Consider the following 21,452-nt stretch of genomic DNA (forward strand, 5'->3'; position numbering starts at 1 on the left):
TTCTCTGGACTGCTGGGATTTTGCTGTCGTCGCCGTCACACGCGGCGGCGCGACCGGCGCTTCGCCGAGTCGCCTGCCGCCCGGCAAATATCCGGCGGCGACCGGCGGGGCACGACACGCCGGTAGGCGACGGTGGCTACTCGCGTTTCTCAGGGAAGACAGGGCAGGTCGGATGCCATCGGGGCCGGCGCGGCGGACAGCGCGTGGCGGGCGGCGGGGTGCGGACAACCGGCTGTCCGGTGGTTGGCACGGCGGTCGCGGGGTGGTTGCGTGGTCGGTGTTCGAAGCACATCGGCTCGTCGATCGGGTGAATCGCGATGGCAGTTGGTCTTGGTTTGAGCATCGGCACGGTCAATTCGGTGACCGCGCTGGCGGACACGGCATCGGCCAAAGCGCCGCCGGGTCGGCTCGGTCACCGTCGGCACGCGCGGCCAACGCCCTCCGTCACCCGGCGCACCACCTTGACCTTCGACAGCACCGGTTCCGCGCGGGTCGGCCTGATTCCGCGGCACGGCCGCGCCATCACCGAATTCGCCGACCTCGGCCTGCGCGACGGCATGACGGCCAGGGTCGGCCACCGCACGCTCCGGCCCGCGGATCTCGTCGCGGTGGTCACCGACTGCCTCATCACCGAGGCGATGAGCGATCGGAAGGCGGTCGGCGCGGAGGTCGCGCTGACCCACCCGGCGGGCTACGGGACGGACGAGCTGGCCGAGCTACGCGGCGCGCTGGACGCGGTCGGTCTGCACCACGTCGCGCTGGTCGCCGAACCGGTCGCGGCGGCGGCCTGGCTGGAGGCGGCGCACGGTCCGCTGATGCCCGGCCTCGCGCTGGTCTACGACCTCGGTGGCGCGAGTCTGGACGTCACGCTGGTCCGGGTCGGCGCGGGCAGGCCGCGCGATCCGATCGTCGGGGTTCCGCTGCGTTCCCCGGAGTTCGGCGGGCGCGCGTTCGGCGCGCTGCTCGCGGCGCGGGGGAGCGGGGCGTCCTCGGTGGCGGGAACAGCGAACGATCTCGCCGACGAGTTGCGCGCCGAGCACGCGCGCGCCTCGCTGGAACTGGTCTACCGCTGCTTGAGCACGGCCGACGTCACCATGGCCGACGTCGACTGCGTGCTGGTGGCGGGTGGCGCGGCCCGGCCGCCGGAGATCTCCGGCGTGCTCGCCGCGGAATTGGCGCGACCGGTGGTGATCGCGCCCGATCCGGAACGCACGATCGCGGACGGCGCGGCGCTGCTCGCGCGGCAGACGGCGGCGTCCGCCGAGGAAGCGGCCGCGGGAGCGCACCGCAGGGGTAAGGGCCTGCTGCGCTCGCGGCGCAAGCTGACCAGGGTGGCGTCGGCCGCGGCGTTGTCCGCGGGCGGTGTCGTGCTCGCTTTCGCACTGCCCGCAGACGGTGCGGTCGCGGGGTTGGCACCGTTCGGACTGCTCTGACCCTGGTCACAACGGCGGCGGTCGGGTGGATCACCCGGCCGCCGCCGTCTGATGTGTGGGTACCGCGGGCTCGGGCCGGGCGGCACCCGACCGCGTGAGTTGACGTCACTCGTCGTAGGTGTAACTATGGGGTACAGGTAATACGTCCCCCGAGGAAGGCAGTGACGACGATGTCGACAGCCGAGAAGCACGCTATCGATCCCGATCTCGAGCAGGCGCAGAAATACGCCGCGAAGCTGCTGCTGCTGTCCGAGGGCTCGGTGAACAAGCACTTCGACCCGTTCGAGGACATCGACTGGGACAACCCCGACTACGCCGCCGACGCGGGCGAAGAGCGCTGGATCCTGCCGCGCTCGGCCGACCCGCTCGGCCGCCACCCCTGGTACCTGGCCCTGCCGAAGGACAAGCAGATCGAACTCGGCAAGTACCGTCAGGCCAACGTCGCCAAGGTCGGTCTGCAGTTCGAGTCGATCCTGATCAGCGGCATGGTCATCCACAACTTCGGCCTGCCCAACGGTTCGCCCGAGTTCCGGTACTGCTCCCACGAGATGATCGAGGAGCACAACCACACCCTGATGTTCCAGGAGATGGTGAACCGGATCGGCATCGACGTGCCCGGCATGGGCCCGCTGGTGAGCATGTTCAAGTACCTCGCCGCGCCGGTCGCCGCGAAGATGCCGAACCTGTTCTTCATGGCCGTGCTCGCCGGCGAGGAGCCGATCGACCACATCCAGAAGGAGATCCTGCGCTCCGGCGAAGAGGTTCACCCGATCATGCTCGGCGTGATGGCCATCCACGTCGCCGAGGAGGCGCGCCACATCTCCTTCGCGCACGAGTTCCTCAAGAAGCACGTGCCCGAGCAGGGCAAGCTCAACAAGTTCGTGCTGTCGATCGCGATGCCGGTCATCATGTGGATCCTCGGCCGCTCCATCGCGACCCCGCCGAAGACGTTCTTCAAGGAGTTCGACATCCCGGAGAAGGTCCGCAAGGAGCTGTTCTACGGCTCCAAGGAGGCCAAGCAGGTCTTCGCCGACTACTTCGTGGACGTGCGGGCGCTGGCCAAGGACCTCGGCCTGATCAACCCGGTCTCCAAGCGGGTGTGGAAGCTGCTGGGCATCGACGGCCCGATGAGCCGCTACCGCTCGGAGCCGCTGCGCGTCGTGCACGCGAGCTGAGCGGCGGTCCACCATGCCCTACGTCGTCACCCAATCCTGTTGCAGCGACGCGTCTTGCGTGTACGCCTGCCCGGTCAACTGCATCCATCCCACGCCCGACGAGCCCGACTTCCTGACGGCGGAGATGCTGTACGTCGACCCGAAGGCCTGCGTGGACTGCGGCGCGTGCGCCACGGCCTGCCCCGTCGACGCCATCACCTCGTCGAAGAAGCTGACCGAGGAGCAGAAGCCCTTCATCGAGATCAACGCCGACTTCTACCGGCAGACCCGGCCGCGCCCGCTGCTGGCCCGCCCGGTGCCCGCGGCGGAGATCCGCACCGAGCGCGCGCCGCTGCGGGTGGCGATCGTCGGTTCCGGCCCGTCGGCGATGTACGCCGCGGACGAGCTGCTGACCCAGCCGAACGTGTCCGTCACCGTGTTCGACCGGCTGCCGGTGCCCTACGGTCTGGCCCGGCACGGCGTCGCGCCGGACCATGCCAAGACCAGGCAGGTCAGCAGGCTGTTCGACGTGATCTCGGCGCAGCCCGGCTTCGGCTCGTACCTGAACGTCGAGGTCGGCTCGCACGTGACGCACGAGGAGCTGCTCGGCCACTTCCACGCGGTGATCTACGCCGTCGGCGCGTCCTCGGACCGCAAGCTCGGCATCCCCGGTGAGGGCCTGCCGGGCAACGTCTCGGCCACCGACTTCGTCGCTTGGTACAACGGTCATCCCGATCACGCCGACGCGCGGTTCGATCTGTCGCAGAAGCGCGCGGTGATCGTCGGCAACGGCAACGTCGCGCTGGACGTGGCCCGCATCCTGGCCAGTGACCCGGAGACCCTCGTCGGCACCGACATCGCGCCGCACGCGCTGCGGGCGTTGCGGGAGAGCAAGATCGAAGAGGTGGTCGTGCTCGGCCGCCGCGGTCCGGCCGAATCCGCGTTCACCGTCCCCGAGTTCGTGGGTCTGCTCGGCTCCGACGTGGACATCGCGATCGAGGGCGAGCTGCCGGAGATCACCGCGGACCTGCCGTACAAGATCGAACAGAAGCTGCGCCTGCTGCACAGCGTCGCCGATCGCCCGTTCGGCGACCGCAAGCGAATCGTGTTCCGCTACTTGGCCGCGCCCACCGCCGTGCTCGGCGATGACCAGGTGACCGGCCTGGAGATCGGTCGCAACGAGCTCGTCAGCGGGGCCGACGGACGCACCACGGCCGTCGCCACCGGCGAGACCGAGCGGATCGAGGCCGGGCTCGTGCTCACCTCGGTCGGCTACCGCGGTGTGCCGTTGCGCGGGCTGCCCTTCGACGAGCGGGCGGGTGTGATCCCGAACGAGAACGGCCGGGTGCTCGGCGAAGCGGGTGGCGCGGTGCTGCCCGGCGCCTACGTGACCGGCTGGATCAAGCGCGGTCCCACCGGCTTCATCGGCACCAACAAGTCCTGCGCGCAGGAGACCGTCCGGCAGCTGGCCGACGACTACAACGCCGGTCGCCTGCCCGAACCCGCGCGCGGCGCCGCCGATTTCGATCGGCTGGTGCGCGGCCGCAGGCCCGAGGTCGTCGCGAGCGGCAACGTGGTCGGGCAGCCGAAGCCGTTGCGCAGGCTGCTCGCCCGGGTCTGAAGCCAGGGCGCAGACGCTCGAACGCCACGACGATGATCGTCGTGGCGTTCGTCGTCGTGTGCTCAGCGCGCGGTGAACCCGCCGTCGATCGCGAGGGCCGCGCCGGTGACGAAGCTCGCCTCGCTGCTGAGCAGATAGGCGCAGAACGAGGCGATCTCGTCCGGCGCGGCGATCCGACCGAGCGGGTGCAGCGCCGCGATGGCCGCCTCCCCTTCGGGCGTGGCGCCCATCGAATTCCGAAACGCCGGGGTGTCCACCGCGCCGGACACCAGCGCGTTCACCCGGACGCCCTGTTCGGCGGACTCCAGCGCGACGGCCTTGGTCAGCCCGACGACGCCGTGCTTGGCGGCCACGTAGGGCGCCACCGAACCCATGCCGACTACACCCAGGTTCGACGCGTTGTTCAGGATCGCGCCGCCACCCGAGGCGACGAGCGCCGGGACCTGATGGCGCAGGCCGTAGAACACGGCCGTGAGATTGAGTTCCAGATCCGCGCGCCAGCCCGCCTCGTCGATCTCGGCCACCGGACCGAACGCCTGCACCGCCCCCGCGTTGTTGAATGCCATGTCCAGACGGCCGTATTCGCTGACGGCGACTTCGGTCAGCCTGGCGACGTCGGCCTCCACCGTGACGTCGGTCGGGACGAACAGCGCTCGGCCGCCCGCCCCGCGGATCTCCTCGGCGACTCGTTCACCAGCGTCCTTGCCGCGCGCCCCGAGAACCACCGCGGCGCCCTCGGCGGCCAGACGCAGCGCCACCGCCTTACCGATGCCCGAGCTCGCGCCCGTGATCACCGCGACCTGCTCCGCGAACCGTGTCGACATCTGTGCCCACTTTCCTTCTCGTTCTTGCCTTTTCGCTGTGGCGGAGGGTGCCGCCGTATTCAGTCAACCGAGGGCACGACGGCATCGCTGGCGGTAATCGGACGTGGCGTTTGATGTGTCATCTAAATGGGCGCGAGGCGCGCCTGTGTGAAATTAGTGGCGCTGGCTAAGTACTGGTTACCGACCAGTCGGTGTGTGTCGACCGATGTGCCGATCGCGCCCGGTGGCTGGTTCCGGCTACCTGCCGGTAGTGAAACGAAGTCGCTGTGCGATAGCGGGACCGTGTGCCCCGCAGACGCTCTCCGGCGTGTCGAGGGGGCTGAACCGTTTCGGATGGTGCTGTCTACCTGGTCATTCGAATGATCATTGCCGGAACCCAAACGTTCCATATCAATTCAGCATCCGGAAAGTTCCATCAGCAGCTAACCTGTGGGGGCTGTTTGGAAGACGACCGCGGCCACACGGCTCGACTGTGTGCTGGACGTGGTCACGGTGCGTTGACGGGATAGCGAATGACTACATGTCTGGGTTTCAGCATCGGTTCAGTGAACTCCATAGCGGCTTCCGTGACCGAAGGTCTGATTCGACCCACGGTGCGCACCAGGCGCACGGCACTCACGTTCGACAACGCGGGCGGCGCCCGCATCAGTGGCATTCCCCAGTTCAGTTCGGCCATCACCGATTTCGCCGACCTGGCGCGCGACCCGGAACACTTGGTCGTCGGCGGCAGGATCTTCTCCCCGGCGAACCTCGTCGCCGCGGTGGTGACCGGACTGCTGGAGGCGGCCGAGCCGAGCGCGGGTGTGGTGGCCACCTATCCGGCCATCTACACCGACAAGCAGCTCGCTCTACTACGCCAGGCGCTCGACCTCAACGGCGCCCGGCACGTCATGCTGATACCCGAGCCGGTCGCCGCGGCCGAATGGCTCGAATACGAGCACGGTCCGCTGGAGACCGGCTTCGTCCTCGTCTACGACCTCGGCGGCACCAGCCTCGACGTGTCCGTCGTGCGCGTCGGACCGGACTGGGGTAACCATCCCATCGTCGGAAAGCCGCAGCGCTCCTACGATTTCGGCGGCCGCCCGCTCGGCGGCATGATCGCACGGTACGCACGCACCGGCGTCCCCGCCGCCACACTGTCGATGACCTCCATCGTCGATGTCGACGGCCTGCGCGCCGAACACATCAGGGATTCCTTCGATGTGGTGCGCGCCTGCCTGCGCTCCACCGGCCTCAGCCTCTCCGAAATCGGACGCGTGCTGGTCGTCGGCGGCGCGTCCCGGCCCGCCGAGGTCGCCGGGACGCTGGCCGAGCTCGGCCGCCCGGTGGTGCGATCGGCCGATCCAGGCCAGGTGGTCGCCGTCGGGGCCGCGCAGTTCGCGGTGCGCACCTTCGCCCCGGCGAGCACCGGGGAACGGCCCGCCCCGCGCGTGGCCGTATTCTCCAGCGCCGCAGTGGCTTCGGCGCTCGCCATGTCGGCGGCCACCGTCTTCGGCGGCTCCGGCGACACCGGTCTGCTCCCGGTGCTGGACCGCTTCCCGGCCGCCGCGCCGGTACCCGCCGACGCGCTGCTCTACGAGCCCAACGGCGGTACCGCGTTCGATCAGGCCGTGCGGCAGGGCCTTCCGGCGCCCGCGGCGCAGTACGCGTTCTCCGGCGGCGGTTACGACCGATTCGTCTCTTCGGTCGGGCGCAGCGCGCCGCTCGGACCGTCGATCGGCGAGTCGCGCGGCGGGTCGCACAACGATTCCCGAACCTGCTGCGGCGATGGCCGATACGCGGGGACCCAGTACGCCAACCCCGCCCAGTTCATCAACCCGCTGCCCTTCACCAAGCGCGTGCCGCGGGTGAGCCTCCCGGCCTGGGAGCGGCTGAACCCCTCGCTTCCGGGCATCGGCCTGCCGTCGGAGCCGAACACCAATCCGGCCCCGAACCCCTCGGCCCCGAATCCGTCCGCTCCGAACCCGTCGGCGCCGGTGGATCCCTCGACCCCGGGCAACACTCAGCCCGGCTCGGGCACACCGTCCACGCCCGGATCGGGCGGGTCGACCACCGGGGGCGCGACGTCGCCCGGTGGGACCGATACGTCGACGGGCGGGGCCGGTTCCGATGGGTCGGGCGGAAATTCGACGCCGGGCGGGGACACGTCGGGCGGCGCTTCGGGGGGATCGTCCGGCGGCACCGGTGGCGCGTCCGGGGGCGGCACCGGTGGGGCGTCGGACGGCGCGGGCGGTGCGTCCGGCGGTGGTGCTGACGGTAGCTCCGGTGGTGCCTCGTCGGGTGGTGCGTCCGGAGACGGTGGTTCGGATGGCGGTTCGTCCGGTGGTGCTTCGGGCGGCGGTGCTTCCGCCGGTGGAGGAGCTTCGTCCGGCGGTGATTCGTCTGGCGGTGGGGCGTCTTCCGGCGGTGGTGCGTCCTCGGGCGGTGGCGCGTCGAGTGGCGGTGCTTCCGCCGGTGGAGGAGCCTCGGGCGGCGGTGAATCGGCCGGTGGCGGAGCGTCATCGGGTGGTGGCGCATCGAGTGGCGCCTCGGGTGGCGGAGCGTCTTCCAGCGGCACATCCTCGGGCGGCGGCACATCCTCGGGCGGCGGCACATCCTCGGGCGGCGGAACCTCCGCGGGCGGCGGGGCCTCCTCGGGTGGTACGTCGTCCGGCGGTGCCTCCTCGGGCCGCTCAGGCGGAACCTCCCCCGGCGGTTCGACTTCCGGCGGCTCCGGCGGCAGCTCGAAACCCGGCGGTTCTGGTGCGGGCGGCGGCTCCAAGGTGGGCGGCGGTGCTGGCGGCGCTGGTGGTGCCGGCGGCGGAGGAGCTGCCGGTGGTGGCGCCCGGCGCTGAGCAGCGGGTGGTCGCCCGCATCGAGTCGATGTCCCTGTGAGGGGCCGAAATACCGGTCGGCATGGACCGACGAGCTCGTTGGCGCAGGTGGCTGTTCCGAGAGCACGGCGGCGATACGTCGGCTAGCGGTCGCGCGCTTCATCCGGCGGCAGCAACCGTCCGGCGGTGGTGTGTCTTTCGGCGGCGCCTCTAGGGCCGATTCCGTCGGGTTGATCTCTCCCAGCGGCACAGGCAACGGGGCGTCTGGCGGCGGCTCCAAGGTAGGCGGGGACGCAGGCGGTGCTGGCGGTGCCGGTGGCGGAGGAGCTGGCGATGGTGGCGCGCGTCGCTGAGCAGCCGACGGCCGCCACGGCCGGCCGTCGTTGGGAGTGGTCGAAATGCCGGGCGGCGACCCGACGAGTTCGTTGGCGCGAGTAGCAGTTCCAAGCCCGGCGGTTTCGATGATGCGGGCGGCGGGCCCAACTAGCGGCTCGAGGGTTACGGCGGTGTGGTGCGGGCCTCTTAGCAGCCGGTGGCCGCCGTGTCGAGGCATTGTCGGGGTCGTCGCCCGAAGCACTCGGGGGCGACGCCGTCCTTCTACTCGCGTGTGGCCCTGCAGGGCAACGACTATCACCGCGCTCGGCAGTGGACCGGCTCGAACCGCGAACGCGCGGTCGGCTCACACGGCACAATGGGCAGGTGAAAGCGCTTGGGGGAGGGCCGCGGCTGATCGCGTTGGATGTGGACGGCACGCTGCTCGAGACGGGATCGCCGGTCAGTGCGCGGGTGGCCGCGGCGGTGGCGGCGGCCGTCGCGGCCGGGGCGCATGTCGTCGTGACGACCGGACGCACGCTGTTGACGACGCGTCCGGTGCTCGCCGAACTCGGGTTGGTCGAGGGGCACGCGCTGTGTTCCAACGGGGCGGTGCACATCGATGTGGCCAAGGGCGTCCCGGTGGCGGTGCAGGCGTTCGATCCGGCACCCGCGGTCGCCGCGTTGCGCGCCCTCTTCCCGGCGATGATCTTCGCGGTGGAGAAGGTCGGCGTCGGCACCTGGGCGACCGGTGACGGTCCCGGCGAATTCTCCATCGGCGAATACCTTCTCGTCGATCACGGTGCGCTGAGCAGCGAGCCGACGCCGCGCCTCAACGGCTGGTGGCCGGACGGGACGCTGGACGAGATGCTGGCGCTGTTGCGGACCTTCCAGGTGCCCGACGCGAGTTGGGTGCACGGGGAGTTCGGCCCGTGGCTGACGGTGTCGCGCCGCGGAGTGTCCAAGGGCTGGGCATTGGAACGACTGCGCCTTTCCCTCGGCATTCCCCGCGCCGCGACGCTGGCCATCGGCGACGGCTACAACGACCGCGAAATGCTCCGCTGGGCCGGGTATTCCGTCGCCATGGCCAACGCGGCGGACGACATCCGCGCGCTGGCCGACGAGGTGACGGGTGACGTCGCCGCCGACGGTGTCGCCACGGTGCTGGAGCGCTGGTTCCGCTGATCTACACGCCGCCGGTCTTGGCGACGACCTCGCGGTAGTGCGGGTTGGACATGATCCCGATGATGTTGCCGAACGGGTCGACGACCGCGGCGGTGACGAAGCCTCCGCCGTTGCCGCGCGGGGTGATCGGGTCGTACTCCTCGGCACCGAGGTCGAGCAGCCGCTGGAAGGTGGCTTCCAGATCGTCGACGTGCCAGTTCAGGATGCCGCCGCCGCCAGGAGGGTTGTGCGCGCCCGCCGGCGCGTAGGCGCGGTTCACGATGCCCAGCTCGGCCTGATAATCGCCGATGCGGAACTCGTAGTACCCGTTCGGCACGTGGTAGTACGGCGCGACGCCGAGGAATTCGGCGTACCAGTCCTTGGCGGCCTCGAGGTCGTCGGCGTAGTAGGTGACGGTGGCCATTCCGCGCAACATGTCGTGCTCCTTCGGTTCGTCTTCGGGGTTCTGTTCTTGCTGGTGAAACCATTCTCGCGGGCAAAGTGCTCACCAATTGAGCACTTTCTGCGGCAGAATTTCCGATATGCGCGCGGATCGTCTGGTGGCCACCTTGCTGCTGATGCAGGCCCGAGGCCGGGTGACCGCCGCCGAGGTCGCCGAGGAGTTGGAGGTCTCGGTGGCGACGGCTCGGCGCGACCTCGAGGCGCTCTCGGCGGCGGGCATCCCGGTCTATCCGCAGCCGGGTCGGGGCGGCGGCTGGTCGCTGATCGGGGGTGCGCGCACGGATCTCAGCGGTCTGTCCGAACCCGAGGCGCGGGCGCTTTTCCTGCTGGCCGGCGCGTCGGCGAGCGCGAACCCGGAGGTGAAATCCGCACTGCGCAAGCTCGTTCGGGCCCTGCCGCAGACCTTCCGCGCGGGTGCGGAGGCGGCGGCCGACGCGGTGATCATCGATCCCGCGCGGTGGGGGCAGCGCGACCGGAACCGGCCCGGCGTGGTGGATTTGTTGCAACGCGCGGTCGTTCAGCGGCGACGGGTCCGACTGGAGTACGAGCGGGCGGGCGCGCGCACCACGCGGAAGGTCGACCCGTGGGGCTTGGTCGACAAGGACGCCATCTGGTACCTGATCGCGGGCACCGAGCGCGGCAGCAGAACCTTCCGGGTGGACCGGATCGTGGACGCTTCCGTCACCGACGAAACCTTCGAACGTCCGGCCGATTTCGACCTGTCCGGAGCATGGGAGGAGGTCGTCGGGGCGATGGAGCAGCGGCGCGCGGCCACCGCGGCGACGGCCCTGATCGCGCCCGCACTGCTCCCCGTGCTGCGCGAGCAGCAGGGCAGGCACTGTGAAGTCGACGGTCCGGTGGCCGACGGGCGGGTCCAGGTTCGGGTCACCGCGCCGACGCCGTGGATGATCGCCCAGCAGCTGGCGGGGTGGGGTGCGGACATCGAGGTGCTAGGGCCGCCGGAGGTGTGCGAGCAACTCGCGCTGCTCGGTGCGGAACTGGTCCGGCGATACGGGACGGCGCCATAGCTCGAACTCGCAGCCGCCCCAGCGCTTCTCGGCTGAACGGGCGCTACCCGGGCCAGCCCCGAGGCGCACTTCGGTGCCGCCGACCGGCCGATCGGCGCCGGTTCGGGCATCCGCGCCGGGCGTCCGCCGAGCCGACACGGTTCGTCGCCATACAGCGTGCCGCATTCATCGGCAACTCGCCGTTGCTGTACGGTTACCAGCGCTGTACCGATCGATTGCGCGTCCCCTCGAGCACACGCCGAATTCCACACGGTGGTTGTGCGAGTTCGTTTCTGAAAGTTCCGTTTCGACGACGTTCGACTGGAGCGTAATGACCCGCAAGCATTCACATGTCCTGGCTGGAGTCACCGCGGTGATGATGGCCGTCGCCGGTGCTTTCGCCATTTCCCACAGCGCGGCCTACGCTGAACCGGGGGAGGCCAGCGGAGGAGGGATGCGACTGGTCGCGTCGGTGGACACCAATGTCGTCGTGTCCACCGGTGATCTCGCATTGGGGGTGCCTTTCGCGCATTCCGCCAAGGTCTCCGGAAACTTCACGGCCACCCTCGACGGAGCCTCGTCGCTGCGCGGCGGGCTGCTGGTGGCCGGGTATTTGGTCGGCTGCGCGGTCGACATCTCCGACGGGATCGATATCAGCATCGCCGCGGCCACCGGTGCCAACGTCGACGTGACGCCCGAGCTTCTCGGTCTCGGTGTCGGTCTCGGCCTCGATCTGGACATGCCGCCCGATGTCGCTCTCGATCTCGATCTCGGTCTCGGTGGGGACGTCACCTTCGGGGTCTTCGGGGAAGTCGGCGGTGAGATCACCGTGAGCGTGAATCCGGGCAGTGTGACAGTCCTGGCGATCGCCGAGGCGGAACTGGACGAGGAGTCGACGTTCCCCTTCACCTTCGCGCACTCCAACACCGCGCTGAATGTCAACGGATGTCTCTCCCCGGCATCGGCCATACCCTTCCTCACCGTGCGCGCCGACGCCCGCAACGGCATCGTGCAAACGACTGGCTACGGCCCGCACTTTGTGTTCTGAGCCGCCATGGCGGGTGCCACCCGCCCGGAGGCGCCTGCCCCTAAACCTCTTCCAGCTGTGATCTGCGACACTGTTTTTGCGCTCCCGAGATCACAGCGACAAGGATGATCTTGCTCCGCCTCGGCCCTCGTCGTGGCGGAGCAGTCATGTGTTGCAAGGACATTCGATATCTATCGGGGGTCGGGGAGAGATGAGAACCACTATGGTCCGTGGGACCTTCAAGAACGCAGGCCGCAAGCTGATCGCCGGTGTGCTGCCGTTCGCGGCCGCCGTCGCACTCGTCGGGGTCGCCGCCCCCGCGCAGGCGGCTCCGGTGCAGGCGCCCGCTCCGGTCGTGCAGCAGGTCGCCGAGCCGGCGCAGGTCGTCGCGGCGGGTTCGGGCATTCCGCTCGAGGAGATCGCGACGAACCCGGAGGCGAAGAACTCCGATCCGCTGGCCAACGGTGCGGCCGCCGGCGCCGCCGCTGGTGCGGCGGGTTCTGGTGCGCTCGCCGCGGCGTCGTGCCTGCCGGGCTTCATCGTCCTCGCGGTGCCGTGCGGCATCGCGGGCGCGATCAACGGTGCGATCATCGGTACGGTCGTCGGCCTGCTCGTCGGCGCCATCGCGCCGGAGGCGGTGCCGCAGGTGCTGCCCTGATCGAGGGGCGTACCTCCGCATTGGCTCCGGCCATACGCGGACTGTCGACGGACTTCGTCCGGCGGCGCCATCAGGCGGTTCCACCGGAACCGTACAGACCACTGGGCCGTGTCCCGGGGGCGAAAGCCCCTGGGGCACGGCCCAGTTCGTTGTCGGATCTCAGTTCGCGGCGGCGTCGGCGAGGACGCGTGCGCTCAGCGCGCGCACCATTTCCGTGGCGACCACCGCGTGGCCGCTCGTGCTGAAGTGGATCAGGTCGGCGCTCATCAGCTGCGGTCGCAGCCGCAGCGGGTGGTCCCAGAAGTCGACGAGCACCGCGTCGTAGCGGTCGGCCACCTCCCGGATGACGTCGTTGAGCGCGGCCATCCGCTCCCGCATCGGCCGCATCGGCGCCATACGCTCGACGTCCCAGACATCGGCGAGGGTGAACGTCGAGACCTGCGCGCCGCCGCGGCTCACGGCGGCGAACAACGCGTCGAGGTTCGCGCGCACCTGGCCGAGATCACCGCCCGGCAGGAAAAGATCGTTGCCGGCGCAGCTCACGTGGACCAAGTCCGGCTCGAACTCCAATATCCGCCCGAGTTGTTCGTCGCGCACCTCGGCCGTCGTCGCCCCGATGCGTCCGGTGTTGAGGTAGGCGAGGCCGGGCCGCACGGACGTGAGCAGGGCGGCGAGCCGATCGGCCCAGCCCTTGGCTTCGTATCCGGGACTCGGGTCGCCGACGCCCTGGGCGATGGAGTCGCCGAGTACCGCGAAACGGCGCCACGGCGCGTCCGCGAGCAGTACGCGTGCGGCGTCGGGGCTGAGCAGCATCGGATCGTCGGCTTCGGTGTGAATGTCGTTGTGTGTCATGCGAACTCCTAGTGGACGGGGACGGCTGTGGCGGCCGGATCGGGCTGCCGGGTCGGTACCGCGCACAGGCAGGCCGCGACCACGGCGATGCCCGCGCAGACCGCGAAGAGGGTGTGGAAGCCGGCGAGCGCGTCATCGGGATGGGCGGCGAACACCGCCGCGAGCACGGCGACGCCCAGCGCGCCGCCGACCTGCCGCGCCGTCAGGTTCATGCCGACGCCCGCCGCGAACTGCTGCGGCGGAAGCGAGCTCGCCGCGGCGGTGCCCAGCGTCGTCACCACGATGCCGACCGCTCCGCCGCCGAGCAGTCCGGCGGGGATCCACGCCGACCACAGCGCGGGATTCGGCCCGAACGCGTCGGTGCTCATCCAGACGAGGCTCGCGGTGAACAGCAGCGCCCCGAGCACTCCGACCCAGCGGCGCGCCGCGGGCGCGGTGATCCGTCCGGCCAGGGTGGCGGTGACCATCGACGCGACCGCGCCGACGGTCAGCGCGGCGGCCGAGCCGAGCACCGAATAGCCCCAGATCCCATCCAGGAACAACGGTCCGGCAAGCAGCCAGGCGAACATCGCCGCGCCGAAGACGAACGACGCGGCATTGGCCAGCGCGTACGGCCTGCTCTGCCAGAGTTCGACCGCGATCGCCGGATTGTGGTGCCGCGCCGACCGCACCAGCGCGGCGACGAGCAGCGCCGCACCGACGCCCAGCACGGCCAGCGTTCCCGGCGAGGTCCAGCCCCACCGCTGTCCTTCGGTGACACCGGCGACCAGTCCGCCGAACCCGAGCGCGACGGCCACGGTGCCGAGCGGATCCGGCATTGCGCTACCGACGGGTCGCGAATCGGACACCGGGATGCGCAGGCCCGCCAGCGCGAGCGCGAGGGCGACCGGCACGTTGATCACGAAGACCGAGCGCCAGCCGAACGCCTCCACCAGACCGCCGCCGATCGCCGGGCCGACGACCGCGGCGAATCCGCCCGCCGCCGACCACGCGCCGATGGCCGCGCCGATCCGTTCGCGCGGGGTCACGCTCAGGACCAAACCCAGCGCCGCGGGCACCATGAGCGCGGCCGTCGCGCCTTGGAGCAGGCGTCCGGCGATGAGCCACGCCGCGTTCGGCGCCAGCCCGCACAGCAGCGAGGTGAGCGCGAAACCGGCGAGCGCGACGAGGAAGAGCCTGCGCCGCCCGAGCGCGTCGGCGAACCGGCCTCCGGGGGTGAGCAGTGCGGCGAACGCGACGGCATAACCGCTGACGACCCAGGTCAGCGTGGTCGCCGCGGTGCCGGAGTAGTCGCGCGCGATGGCGGGGAAGGCGATGTTGACCACGGAGAGATCGAGAAAGGCGATGAACGCCGCGCCGCACGCGATCAGCAGCGTGGTCTTGGCGTTCGTCGCGGGGGGACTGGCGGGCCGTGCGGACACATCGGTCATGGCAGATCCTTCGGGAAACGAAAACAAAACGTACGACCGTTCGTGCAAATAAAGTACGACCGACCGTTCGTATTTGCAAGACCGCAGTGGAAGAATGGGGACATGGCCGAGACGACAACCGATCAGCGCCTGGCCAAAGGCGCCCGCTCCCGTGCATCGATCGCCCGGCACGCCGCCGATGTGGCGTCCGTCGAAGGGCTCAACGGTGTGAGCATCGGGCGACTCGCCGCCGACCTCGGGATCAGTAAGAGCGGTATCGCCACGCTGTTCGGGTCGAAGGAATCCCTCCAGCTCGCCGCGGTACAGGCCGCGCGCGAGGTCTTCACGGCCAGGGTGATCGAGCCGAGTCTCGGCGTGCCGCGCGGTGTGCCGCGGCTCCGGACGTTGGTCGACCGCTGGTTCACCCACGTGACCGAACCGGTCTTCCCCGGCGGCTGCTTCCGCACCGCCACCCTGGTCGAATTCGACAGCAGGCCCGGCCCGGTGCGCGACGCGGTCGCGGCCGACCACGAGGACTGGATCGGCTTCCTCACCACCGAGATTCGCAAAGCCCAGGATCAGGGCGAGCTGACCGGCCGCGACGCGGACGCGCTCGCCTTCGAATTGGACGCCGTCATCAGCGCGGTCAGCACGGCACGCCAACTCGGCGACGAAACCAAAGTGCACACCGCCCGCGCGATCGTCGACCGCCTGCTGGCCTGAAGAAGTTTCGGCGGCTGTGCCAGCCGGGCAGAAAGCGGCTCGGTCGTAGTCGGTACGCCGCGGTCGGCTCCGGGCGGCGCGCAACGGCGAGGTGAAAGTCGATCAGCGCGGTAAGAAGCTCGACGGCGGCGGCGCCGTGGAAGGGCGCGGTCGAAGACCATCGATGGGTCTGTGACGGTAGCCCGGTGCTGGGATGCTCAGGCGGAGAGGGGCAGGGTGGTGGCGCGGGCCGTGTCGTAGCGGTCCCAGACGATCTCGGTCATGGCGTGGTGTGCGCCGATGACGTTGGCGTGCAGGAGGTCGGGGGCCGCGGTCGCCAGCCGGTCGGTGAGCAAGCCCAGGGCGAGGAACCAAGGGGCGAGCAGGACGCGATCGGCGCCGCGAGCGCGCAGCCGGGAAACCGCTTCGTGGACAGTGGGTTCCGTGGTGGCGAAGCAGATTTCGGTGGGCAGGCCGGTCATCGCGGACAGTTGTCGGGCGACGTCGGCGGTGCGTGCGTTGGCGGCGGAGGACGAGGACCCGACGGCGGCCACCGCGATACCGAGCCGAGTGTCCGCCGTGTTCGGAAAAGCCTGTGACCGAGTGGCGTTCGAAACGCCCGATGCCGCCGGAGCGTTGCGACCGGCCGACGTCCCGAGAGCTTCCATGGCGCGGTCCTTCAGCGCCCCGACCAGGCGCGGATCGGGGCCGAGTACGTCCGCCTGGGTGAGCCGCAGACGCGGACGCCTCGCGCGGCACTCGTCCAGCAGACCGGGCAGGTCGATCCGCGCGTGAAAGGCGCTGCCCAACAACAGCGGCGCCACGATCGCATGGGTATGGCCCTGCGTCGCGACGGCGTCGACCACTTGCTCGACCGAGGGCGCGCTCAGGTCGAGGAAGGCGAGGTGCACGTCGATATCGGGTCGGGCCGCCGCGATCTCGGCGACCACCGCCGCCATAGTGGCGGCCGAGCGCGGATCACGGCTGCCGTGCGCGACCGCTATCAACGCGGGCGCGGTGGCGGCTTGCGTCGGCGCGGTGGCGATCCGCGCGGTGAATCGACGGTCGCCGCGCGACGGCACCGGCGACGCGCCGATCCCGTGCGCGGCGAACACGTCGGTCATCCTCAAACTCCCGTGCCGACCTCGACCGCGGTCAGCACATCGCCGACCAGGCCCGCGCCGAGCGTGTTGCCGCCCGCGGGGTCGATCAGCAGGAAGCTGCCGGTGTGCCGGTTGGCCCGGTAGTCGTCGGCCGCGATCGGCTCGGCGACGCGCACCGAGATGCGCCCGATGTCGTTGAGCCCCAACGCTTCCGGATTCGGGTCCGCGGCGAGCCGCTGCTCGTCGAAGCGCTCGATGAGCGCGCCGACGATGGCCTGGGTGGTGCGGGTGCCGTGCTTGAGCAGCAGCCGGGCGCCGGGGCGCAGCGGCTTGTCGCCCAGCCAGCAGACCGTCGCGTCGAAGCTGTCGATCGGTTCCGGCGCGTCGGCGACGGCGGCGATGATGTCGCCGCGCGAGATGTCGACCTCGTCGGTCAGGATCAGCGTCACGCTGCGCCCGGCCTGCGCGACGGCGAGCTCGCCGTCCGGGGTGTCGATGCGCTCCACGGTCGTGCGCACGCCGGAGGGCAGCACCACGATCTCGTCGCCGGGCGCCACCGAACCGGCCGCGATCTGACCCGCGTAGCCGCGGTAGTCGGGATATTCGGCGGTGCGCGGGCGGATCACGTACTGCACGGGGAAACGCAGACCGAGCGAGTGCGCGCCGGTGTTGTCCGCGTCGACCGGCACCGACTCCAGGTGCTCGATCAGCGACGGCCCGTCGTAGTACGGCGTGTTCTCGGAGCGGCTGGCGATGTTGTCGCCGTGCAGCGCCGAGACCGGGATCTCCAGCACGTCATCGGCCGCCCAGCCCAGGGTGCTGGTGAGCTTGTTGAACTCGGCGGAGATCTCGGCGAACACGCTCGCGGCGTCGTCGACGAGATCGATCTTGTTCACCGCGAGCACCAGCTTCGGCACGCCGAGCAGCGCGAGCACCGCCGCGTGCCTGCGGGTCTGCTCGATGACGCCCTTGCGCGCGTCGACGAGCAGGATCACCAGCTGCGCGGTGGACGCGCCGGAAACGGTGTTGCGGGTGTACTGCACGTGCCCGGGGGTGTCCGCGAGCACGAAAGACCGCTTGGGCGTTGCGAAGTAGCGGTAGGCGACATCGATGGTGATGCCCTGCTCCCGCTCCGCGCGCAGCCCGTCCACGAGCAGCGAGAGATCCGGGGTGGCCAGACCCTTGTCCACCGACGCGCGGGTGACGGCGTCGATCTGGTCGGCGAGCACGGACTTCGTGTCGTAGAGCAGCCGTCCGACCAAGGTGGACTTACCGTCGTCGACAGAACCGGCGGTGGCCAGCCTCAATAGGTCGGACATGTCAGAAGTAACCCTCTCGCTTGCGGTCTTCCATCGCGGCTTCGGAAACCCGGTCGTCGCCACGGGTGGCGCCACGTTCGGTCAGTCGGGACGCGGCCACCTCGGCGAGGATCGCCTCGTTGTCGGCAGCGTCGGAAATGATGGCGCCGGTGGTGGAGCCGTCGCCCACGGTGCGGTATCGCACCGAGCGGGTCTCCAGCACCTCGCCCTCGCGCGGGCCGCCCCAGACGCCCGGCGTCATCCACATGCCGTCGCGCTGGTACACCGGGCGCTCGTGCGCGTAGTAGATGGTGGCGAGTTCGACGTTCTCCCTGGCGATGTAGCGCCAGATGTCGAGCTCGGTCCAGTTGCTCAGCGGGAACACCCGCACGTGCTCGCCCGGCGCGTGCCTGCCGTTGTACAGGTTCCACAGCTCGGGACGTTGCCGCTTCGGGTCCCACTGACCGAAGGCGTTGCGCAGCGAGAAGATTCGCTCCTTGGCGCGGGAGCGCTCCTCGTCGCGGCGGCCGCCGCCGAACACCGCGTCGAAGCGGTTCTCGGAGATGGCGTCCAGCAGCGGGACGGTCTGCAGCGGGTTGCGGATACCGTCCGGGCGCTCGGTGAGCCTGCCGTCGGCCAGGTAGTCCTCGACGCTGGCGACGTGCAGGCGCAGCCCGTACTTCTCGACCACCTTGTCGCGGAACTCCAGCACCTCGGGCAGGTTGTGGCCGGTGTCCACGTGCAGCAGCGCGAACGGCAGCGGCGCCGGCCAGAAGGCCTTGAGCGCCAAGTGCAGCAGGACGGTGGAGTCCTTGCCGCCGGAGAACAGGATCACCGGCCGCTCGAACTCGCCCGCGACCTCGCGGAAGATGTGGATGGCCTCCGACTCGAGCGCCGCGAGGGTGTCGAAGTCGGTGATGCCGAGGGAGCGTTCACTTCTGATGGTCTCGGTCATGATTGATGCAACCCGCATTCGGTCTTGGCGAGGCCGGCCCAACGGCCGCTTCGCGGATCGGATCCCGGCTCCGGCTTCCGTGTGCACGGAGCGCAGCCGATGGACGGATATCCCTCCTCCACCAGGGGATTGACGAGGATGCCGTGCTGTTCGATGTAGGCATGCATCTCGTCGTCGGACCACGGTGCGATCGGATTGATCTTCACCAGGCCGAAGGCTTCGTCGTAGGAGATCAGCGGCGCGTTGGCGCGGGTGGGCGCCTCTACCCGGCGGATGCCGGTGACCCAGGCGTTGTAGCCGGTCAGCGACTTCTTCAGCGGCACGACCTTGCGCAAGCGGCAGCACTCGCCCGCGTCGCGCGCGAACAGATCCTTGCCGAGCAGCTCGTCCTGCTCGGCGACGGTGTGCTCGGGCCGGACGTTGATCACGTTGACCCCGTACACGGCCTCGACCGCGTCCCGGGTGCCGATGGTCTCGGCGAAGTGATAGCCCGTATCCAGGAACAGCACGTCGACGCCGGAACGGACCTGCGCCGCGAGGTGCACGAGCACGCCGTCCTGCATGTTGGAGGCGACGATGTAGCCGGAGCCGAAGGTCTCGTCGGTCCAGCGCAGCAGGTCGAGTGCCGAGGCGTCGGGGCCGAGTTCGGCCGCGCCGCGTTCGGCGATCGCCCGCAGCTCGTCTTCGGCGAGCTTGTTCGCGAGTTTGGTTGTCACAGTTGATCTCCCGTCAGCCGAGTCACGATCGTGCTCATCGCAGGTCGGCCTCGTCGGCGCGCACCGCCCATTGGGCGAACCGCTCGTCCGCGTTCCGGTTCTTGACGAAGTTGCGCACCACGCGCTCGATGTAGTCGCCGAGTTCGGCGCTGGTCACCTTGTGCTGGCGCAGCTTTCGGCCGAAGCCGCTGTCGAGTCCGAGGCTGCCACCGAGGTGAACCTGGAAGCCCTCGACTTGATTCCCCTCGCCGTCGTCCACCAGCTGGCCCTTGAAGCCGATGTCGGCGATCTGGGACCGGCCGCAGGAGTTCGGGCAACCGTTGATGTTCACCGTGATCGGCACGTCGAGCTGAGCGTTGACGTCGGCGAGCCGCTGCTCGAGCTCCGGCGCGAGCACCTGGGAGCGCTTACGGGTCTCGACGAAGGAGAGCTTGCAGAACTCGATACCACTGCACGCCAGCAGGTTTCGCCGCCAGATGGACGGACGAGCCTGCAGGCCGAGGGGTTCGAGTTCGGTGATGAGCTGCTCGACCTTGTCGTCGGCGACGTCGAGCACGATCAGCTTCTGGTACGGGGTGAAGCGGATACGGTCGGCGCCGATCTTCTCGACCGCGTCGGCCACCTTGGTCAGCACGGTGCCCGAGACGCGACCCGCGATGGGGGAGAAGCCGACGGCGTTGAGGCCGTTGCGCAGCCGCTGCACGCCCACGTGGTCGATCGGCTTGGCGGGCTGCTCCGGCGCGGGACCGTCGATCAGCTTGCGCTTCAGGTACTTCTCCTCGAGCACCTCGCGGAACTTCTCGATGCCCCAATCCTTGACCAGGAACTTCAGCCGCGCCTTGGTGCGCAGGCGGCGGTAGCCGTAGTCGCGGTAGAGGGAGACGACGGCCTCCCATACGTCGGGCACCTCGTCCAGCGGGACCCAGGCGCCGACGCGCTGCGCGAGCATCGGGTTGGTGGACAAGCCACCGCCGACCCAAAGATCAAGGCCCGGACCGTGTTCGGGGTGCTCGACGCCGATGAACGCGACGTCGTTGATCTCGTGCACCACGTCCTGCTGACCCGAGATCGCGGTCTTGAACTTGCGCGGCAGGTTCGAGTACTTCTTGTCGCCGATGTAGCGGCGCACGATCTCCTGGATCGCCGGGGTGGTGTCGATGATCTCGTCCAGCGATTCACCGGCCAGCGGCGAGCCGAGCACGACGCGGGGGCAGTCGCCGCACGCCTCGGTGGTCTGCAGGCCGACCTCCTCGAGCCGCCGCCAGATCTCCGGCACGTTCTCGATCTCGATCCAGTGGTACTGGACGTTCTCGCGGTCGGACAGGTCCGCGGTGTCGCGGCCGAACTCGGTGGAGATCTGGCCGAGCGTGCGCAGCTGGGCCACGTTCAGCGCGCCGCCGTCGCAGCGCACCCGCATCATGAAGTACTTGGCCTCGAGCAGGTCGATGTTCTCGTCGCCGGTGAAGGTGCCGTCGTAGCCCTGCTCGCGCTGGGTGTAGAGGCCCCACCAGCGGAACCGGCCGCGCAGATCGGCCTTGTCGATGCTGTCGAATCCGCCCTTGGCGTAGATGTTCTCGATGCGGGCGCGGACGTTGAGCGGGTTGTCGTCCTTCTTGCTCTGTTCGTTCGGGTTCAGCGGTTCCCGGTAGCCGAGCGCCCACTGGCCCTCGGACTTGCGGCGCACGGGCTTGCCGGTGCGGGCGCGCGGCGCCGTCGACGCCTCGGGACGCGGGCGGTCCGGCCGTACGCGGCGCTCGGTGGCCGGGCGTTCGGGACGCGCCTGCCGGGGTGTCGGCTGATCGCTGGGACCGGCGTCGGTGCTCGACGTCATGAGGTCGCTCCTGCTGGGTGGGTGGTACATCCGTGCTGAGGGCGCGAGGGGCTGATCTCGCGTCCGCGGTGTCAGCGGACCGATGCGATGGGAATCGCCGGGGAACCCGGA

At 69.9% G+C, this 21,452-nt stretch carries 18 protein-coding genes; 9 read left to right on the forward strand and 9 right to left on the reverse strand.

Features of this window, described 5'->3' with window-relative positions; genetic code table 11:
* Positions 1–317: 317 nt before the first annotated feature.
* The 3 genes from FB390_RS28555 to FB390_RS28565 all read left to right on the forward strand — a co-directional run bounded on the left by FB390_RS28555 (position 318) and on the right by FB390_RS28565 (position 4,208).
* Positions 318–1,433, forward strand: coding sequence for an Hsp70 family protein (locus FB390_RS28555; protein WP_141812341.1), 1,116 nt, complete (start codon positions 318–320; stop codon positions 1,431–1,433).
* A gap of 170 nt (positions 1,434–1,603) precedes the next feature.
* Positions 1,604–2,608 carry an AurF N-oxygenase family protein gene (locus FB390_RS28560; protein WP_141812342.1) on the forward strand — a complete coding sequence of 335 codons (1,005 nt, stop codon included), beginning with the start codon at positions 1,604–1,606 and terminating at the stop codon, positions 2,606–2,608.
* Between the two features lie 13 nt (positions 2,609–2,621).
* Entirely contained in the window at positions 2,622–4,208 is a 1,587-nt protein-coding gene (locus tag FB390_RS28565; RefSeq protein WP_141812343.1) for an FAD-dependent oxidoreductase, read from the forward strand.
* A gap of 62 nt (positions 4,209–4,270) precedes the next feature.
* On the opposite strand, the gene FB390_RS28570 is transcribed toward FB390_RS28565, so the two are convergent.
* A complete protein-coding gene (locus tag FB390_RS28570) occupies positions 4,271–5,032 on the reverse strand; it encodes an SDR family NAD(P)-dependent oxidoreductase (RefSeq protein WP_141812344.1) in 762 nt (253 codons plus the stop codon).
* A 566-nt stretch (positions 5,033–5,598) separates the two neighbouring features.
* Here FB390_RS28570 and FB390_RS28575 point away from each other — a divergent pair.
* Together FB390_RS28575 and FB390_RS28580 are read left to right on the forward strand one after the other, a co-directional pair.
* Positions 5,599–7,866, forward strand: coding sequence for an Hsp70 family protein (locus tag FB390_RS28575; protein ID WP_185757308.1), 2,268 nt, complete (start codon positions 5,599–5,601; stop codon positions 7,864–7,866).
* 678 nt (positions 7,867–8,544) lie between these two features.
* Positions 8,545–9,342 carry an HAD family hydrolase gene (locus tag FB390_RS28580; RefSeq protein ID WP_246124433.1) on the forward strand — a complete coding sequence of 266 codons (798 nt, stop codon included), beginning with the start codon at positions 8,545–8,547 and terminating at the stop codon, positions 9,340–9,342.
* Position 9,343: 1 nt separating this feature from the next.
* Here FB390_RS28580 and FB390_RS28585 read toward each other — a convergent pair whose 3' ends face one another.
* On the reverse strand, positions 9,344–9,757 hold the full coding sequence (locus FB390_RS28585; protein ID WP_141812346.1) for a VOC family protein: 414 nt from the start codon (positions 9,755–9,757) through the stop codon (positions 9,344–9,346).
* A 106-nt stretch (positions 9,758–9,863) separates the two neighbouring features.
* On the opposite strand from FB390_RS28585, the gene FB390_RS28590 reads away from it, so the two are divergent.
* The 3 genes from FB390_RS28590 (at position 9,864) to FB390_RS28600 (ending at position 12,475) form a co-directional block, all read left to right on the forward strand.
* Entirely contained in the window at positions 9,864–10,811 is a 948-nt protein-coding gene (locus FB390_RS28590; protein WP_141812347.1) for a helix-turn-helix transcriptional regulator, read from the forward strand.
* A 73-nt stretch (positions 10,812–10,884) separates the two neighbouring features.
* Positions 10,885–11,838: an MspA family porin gene (locus FB390_RS28595; protein ID WP_141812348.1), complete on the forward strand. Its 954-nt coding sequence runs from the start codon at positions 10,885–10,887 to the stop codon at positions 11,836–11,838.
* A 190-nt stretch (positions 11,839–12,028) separates the two neighbouring features.
* Positions 12,029–12,475: a hypothetical protein gene (locus FB390_RS28600; RefSeq protein ID WP_221639429.1), complete on the forward strand. Its 447-nt coding sequence runs from the start codon at positions 12,029–12,031 to the stop codon at positions 12,473–12,475.
* A gap of 159 nt (positions 12,476–12,634) precedes the next feature.
* Here FB390_RS28600 and FB390_RS28605 read toward each other — a convergent pair whose 3' ends face one another.
* Together FB390_RS28605 and FB390_RS28610 are read right to left on the reverse strand one after the other, a co-directional pair.
* A complete protein-coding gene (locus FB390_RS28605; protein WP_141812350.1) occupies positions 12,635–13,327 on the reverse strand; it encodes an SGNH/GDSL hydrolase family protein in 693 nt (230 codons plus the stop codon).
* A gap of 8 nt (positions 13,328–13,335) precedes the next feature.
* On the reverse strand, positions 13,336–14,757 hold the full coding sequence (locus FB390_RS28610) for an MFS transporter (RefSeq protein ID WP_141812351.1): 1,422 nt from the start codon (positions 14,755–14,757) through the stop codon (positions 13,336–13,338).
* A 102-nt stretch (positions 14,758–14,859) separates the two neighbouring features.
* On the opposite strand from FB390_RS28610, the gene FB390_RS28615 reads away from it, so the two are divergent.
* Positions 14,860–15,459 (forward strand): TetR/AcrR family transcriptional regulator, encoded by a 600-nt coding sequence (locus FB390_RS28615; protein ID WP_141812352.1) that lies wholly within the window; start codon positions 14,860–14,862, stop codon positions 15,457–15,459.
* Between the two features lie 197 nt (positions 15,460–15,656).
* Here FB390_RS28615 and FB390_RS28620 read toward each other — a convergent pair whose 3' ends face one another.
* The 5 genes from FB390_RS28620 to FB390_RS28640 all read right to left on the reverse strand — a co-directional run bounded on the left by FB390_RS28620 (position 15,657) and on the right by FB390_RS28640 (position 21,341).
* Positions 15,657–16,397, reverse strand: a complete 741-nt coding sequence (locus FB390_RS28620; protein ID WP_246124577.1) for a sirohydrochlorin chelatase — start codon at positions 16,395–16,397, stop codon at positions 15,657–15,659.
* Between the two features lie 167 nt (positions 16,398–16,564).
* Complete coding sequence (locus FB390_RS28625) at positions 16,565–17,860, reverse strand: sulfate adenylyltransferase subunit 1 (RefSeq protein ID WP_141812354.1); 1,296 nt, start codon at positions 17,858–17,860, stop codon at positions 16,565–16,567.
* Position 17,861: 1 nt separating this feature from the next.
* The gene (gene cysD / locus FB390_RS28630; RefSeq protein WP_141812355.1) at positions 17,862–18,794 is read right to left on the reverse strand and encodes a sulfate adenylyltransferase subunit CysD; all 933 of its coding nucleotides are present in this window, start codon (positions 18,792–18,794) and stop codon (positions 17,862–17,864) included.
* Complete coding sequence (locus FB390_RS28635) at positions 18,791–19,510, reverse strand: phosphoadenylyl-sulfate reductase (RefSeq protein ID WP_141812356.1); 720 nt, start codon at positions 19,508–19,510, stop codon at positions 18,791–18,793. The genes cysD and FB390_RS28635 overlap by 4 nt, the downstream gene beginning before the upstream one ends.
* Positions 19,511–19,544: 34 nt before the next feature.
* On the reverse strand, positions 19,545–21,341 hold the full coding sequence (locus FB390_RS28640) for a nitrite/sulfite reductase (RefSeq protein ID WP_141812357.1): 1,797 nt from the start codon (positions 21,339–21,341) through the stop codon (positions 19,545–19,547).
* Between the last annotated feature and the right edge of the window lie 111 nt (positions 21,342–21,452).

Source organism: Nocardia bhagyanarayanae, from assembly GCF_006716565.1.
GTDB lineage: Bacteria > Actinomycetota > Actinomycetes > Mycobacteriales > Mycobacteriaceae > Nocardia > Nocardia bhagyanarayanae.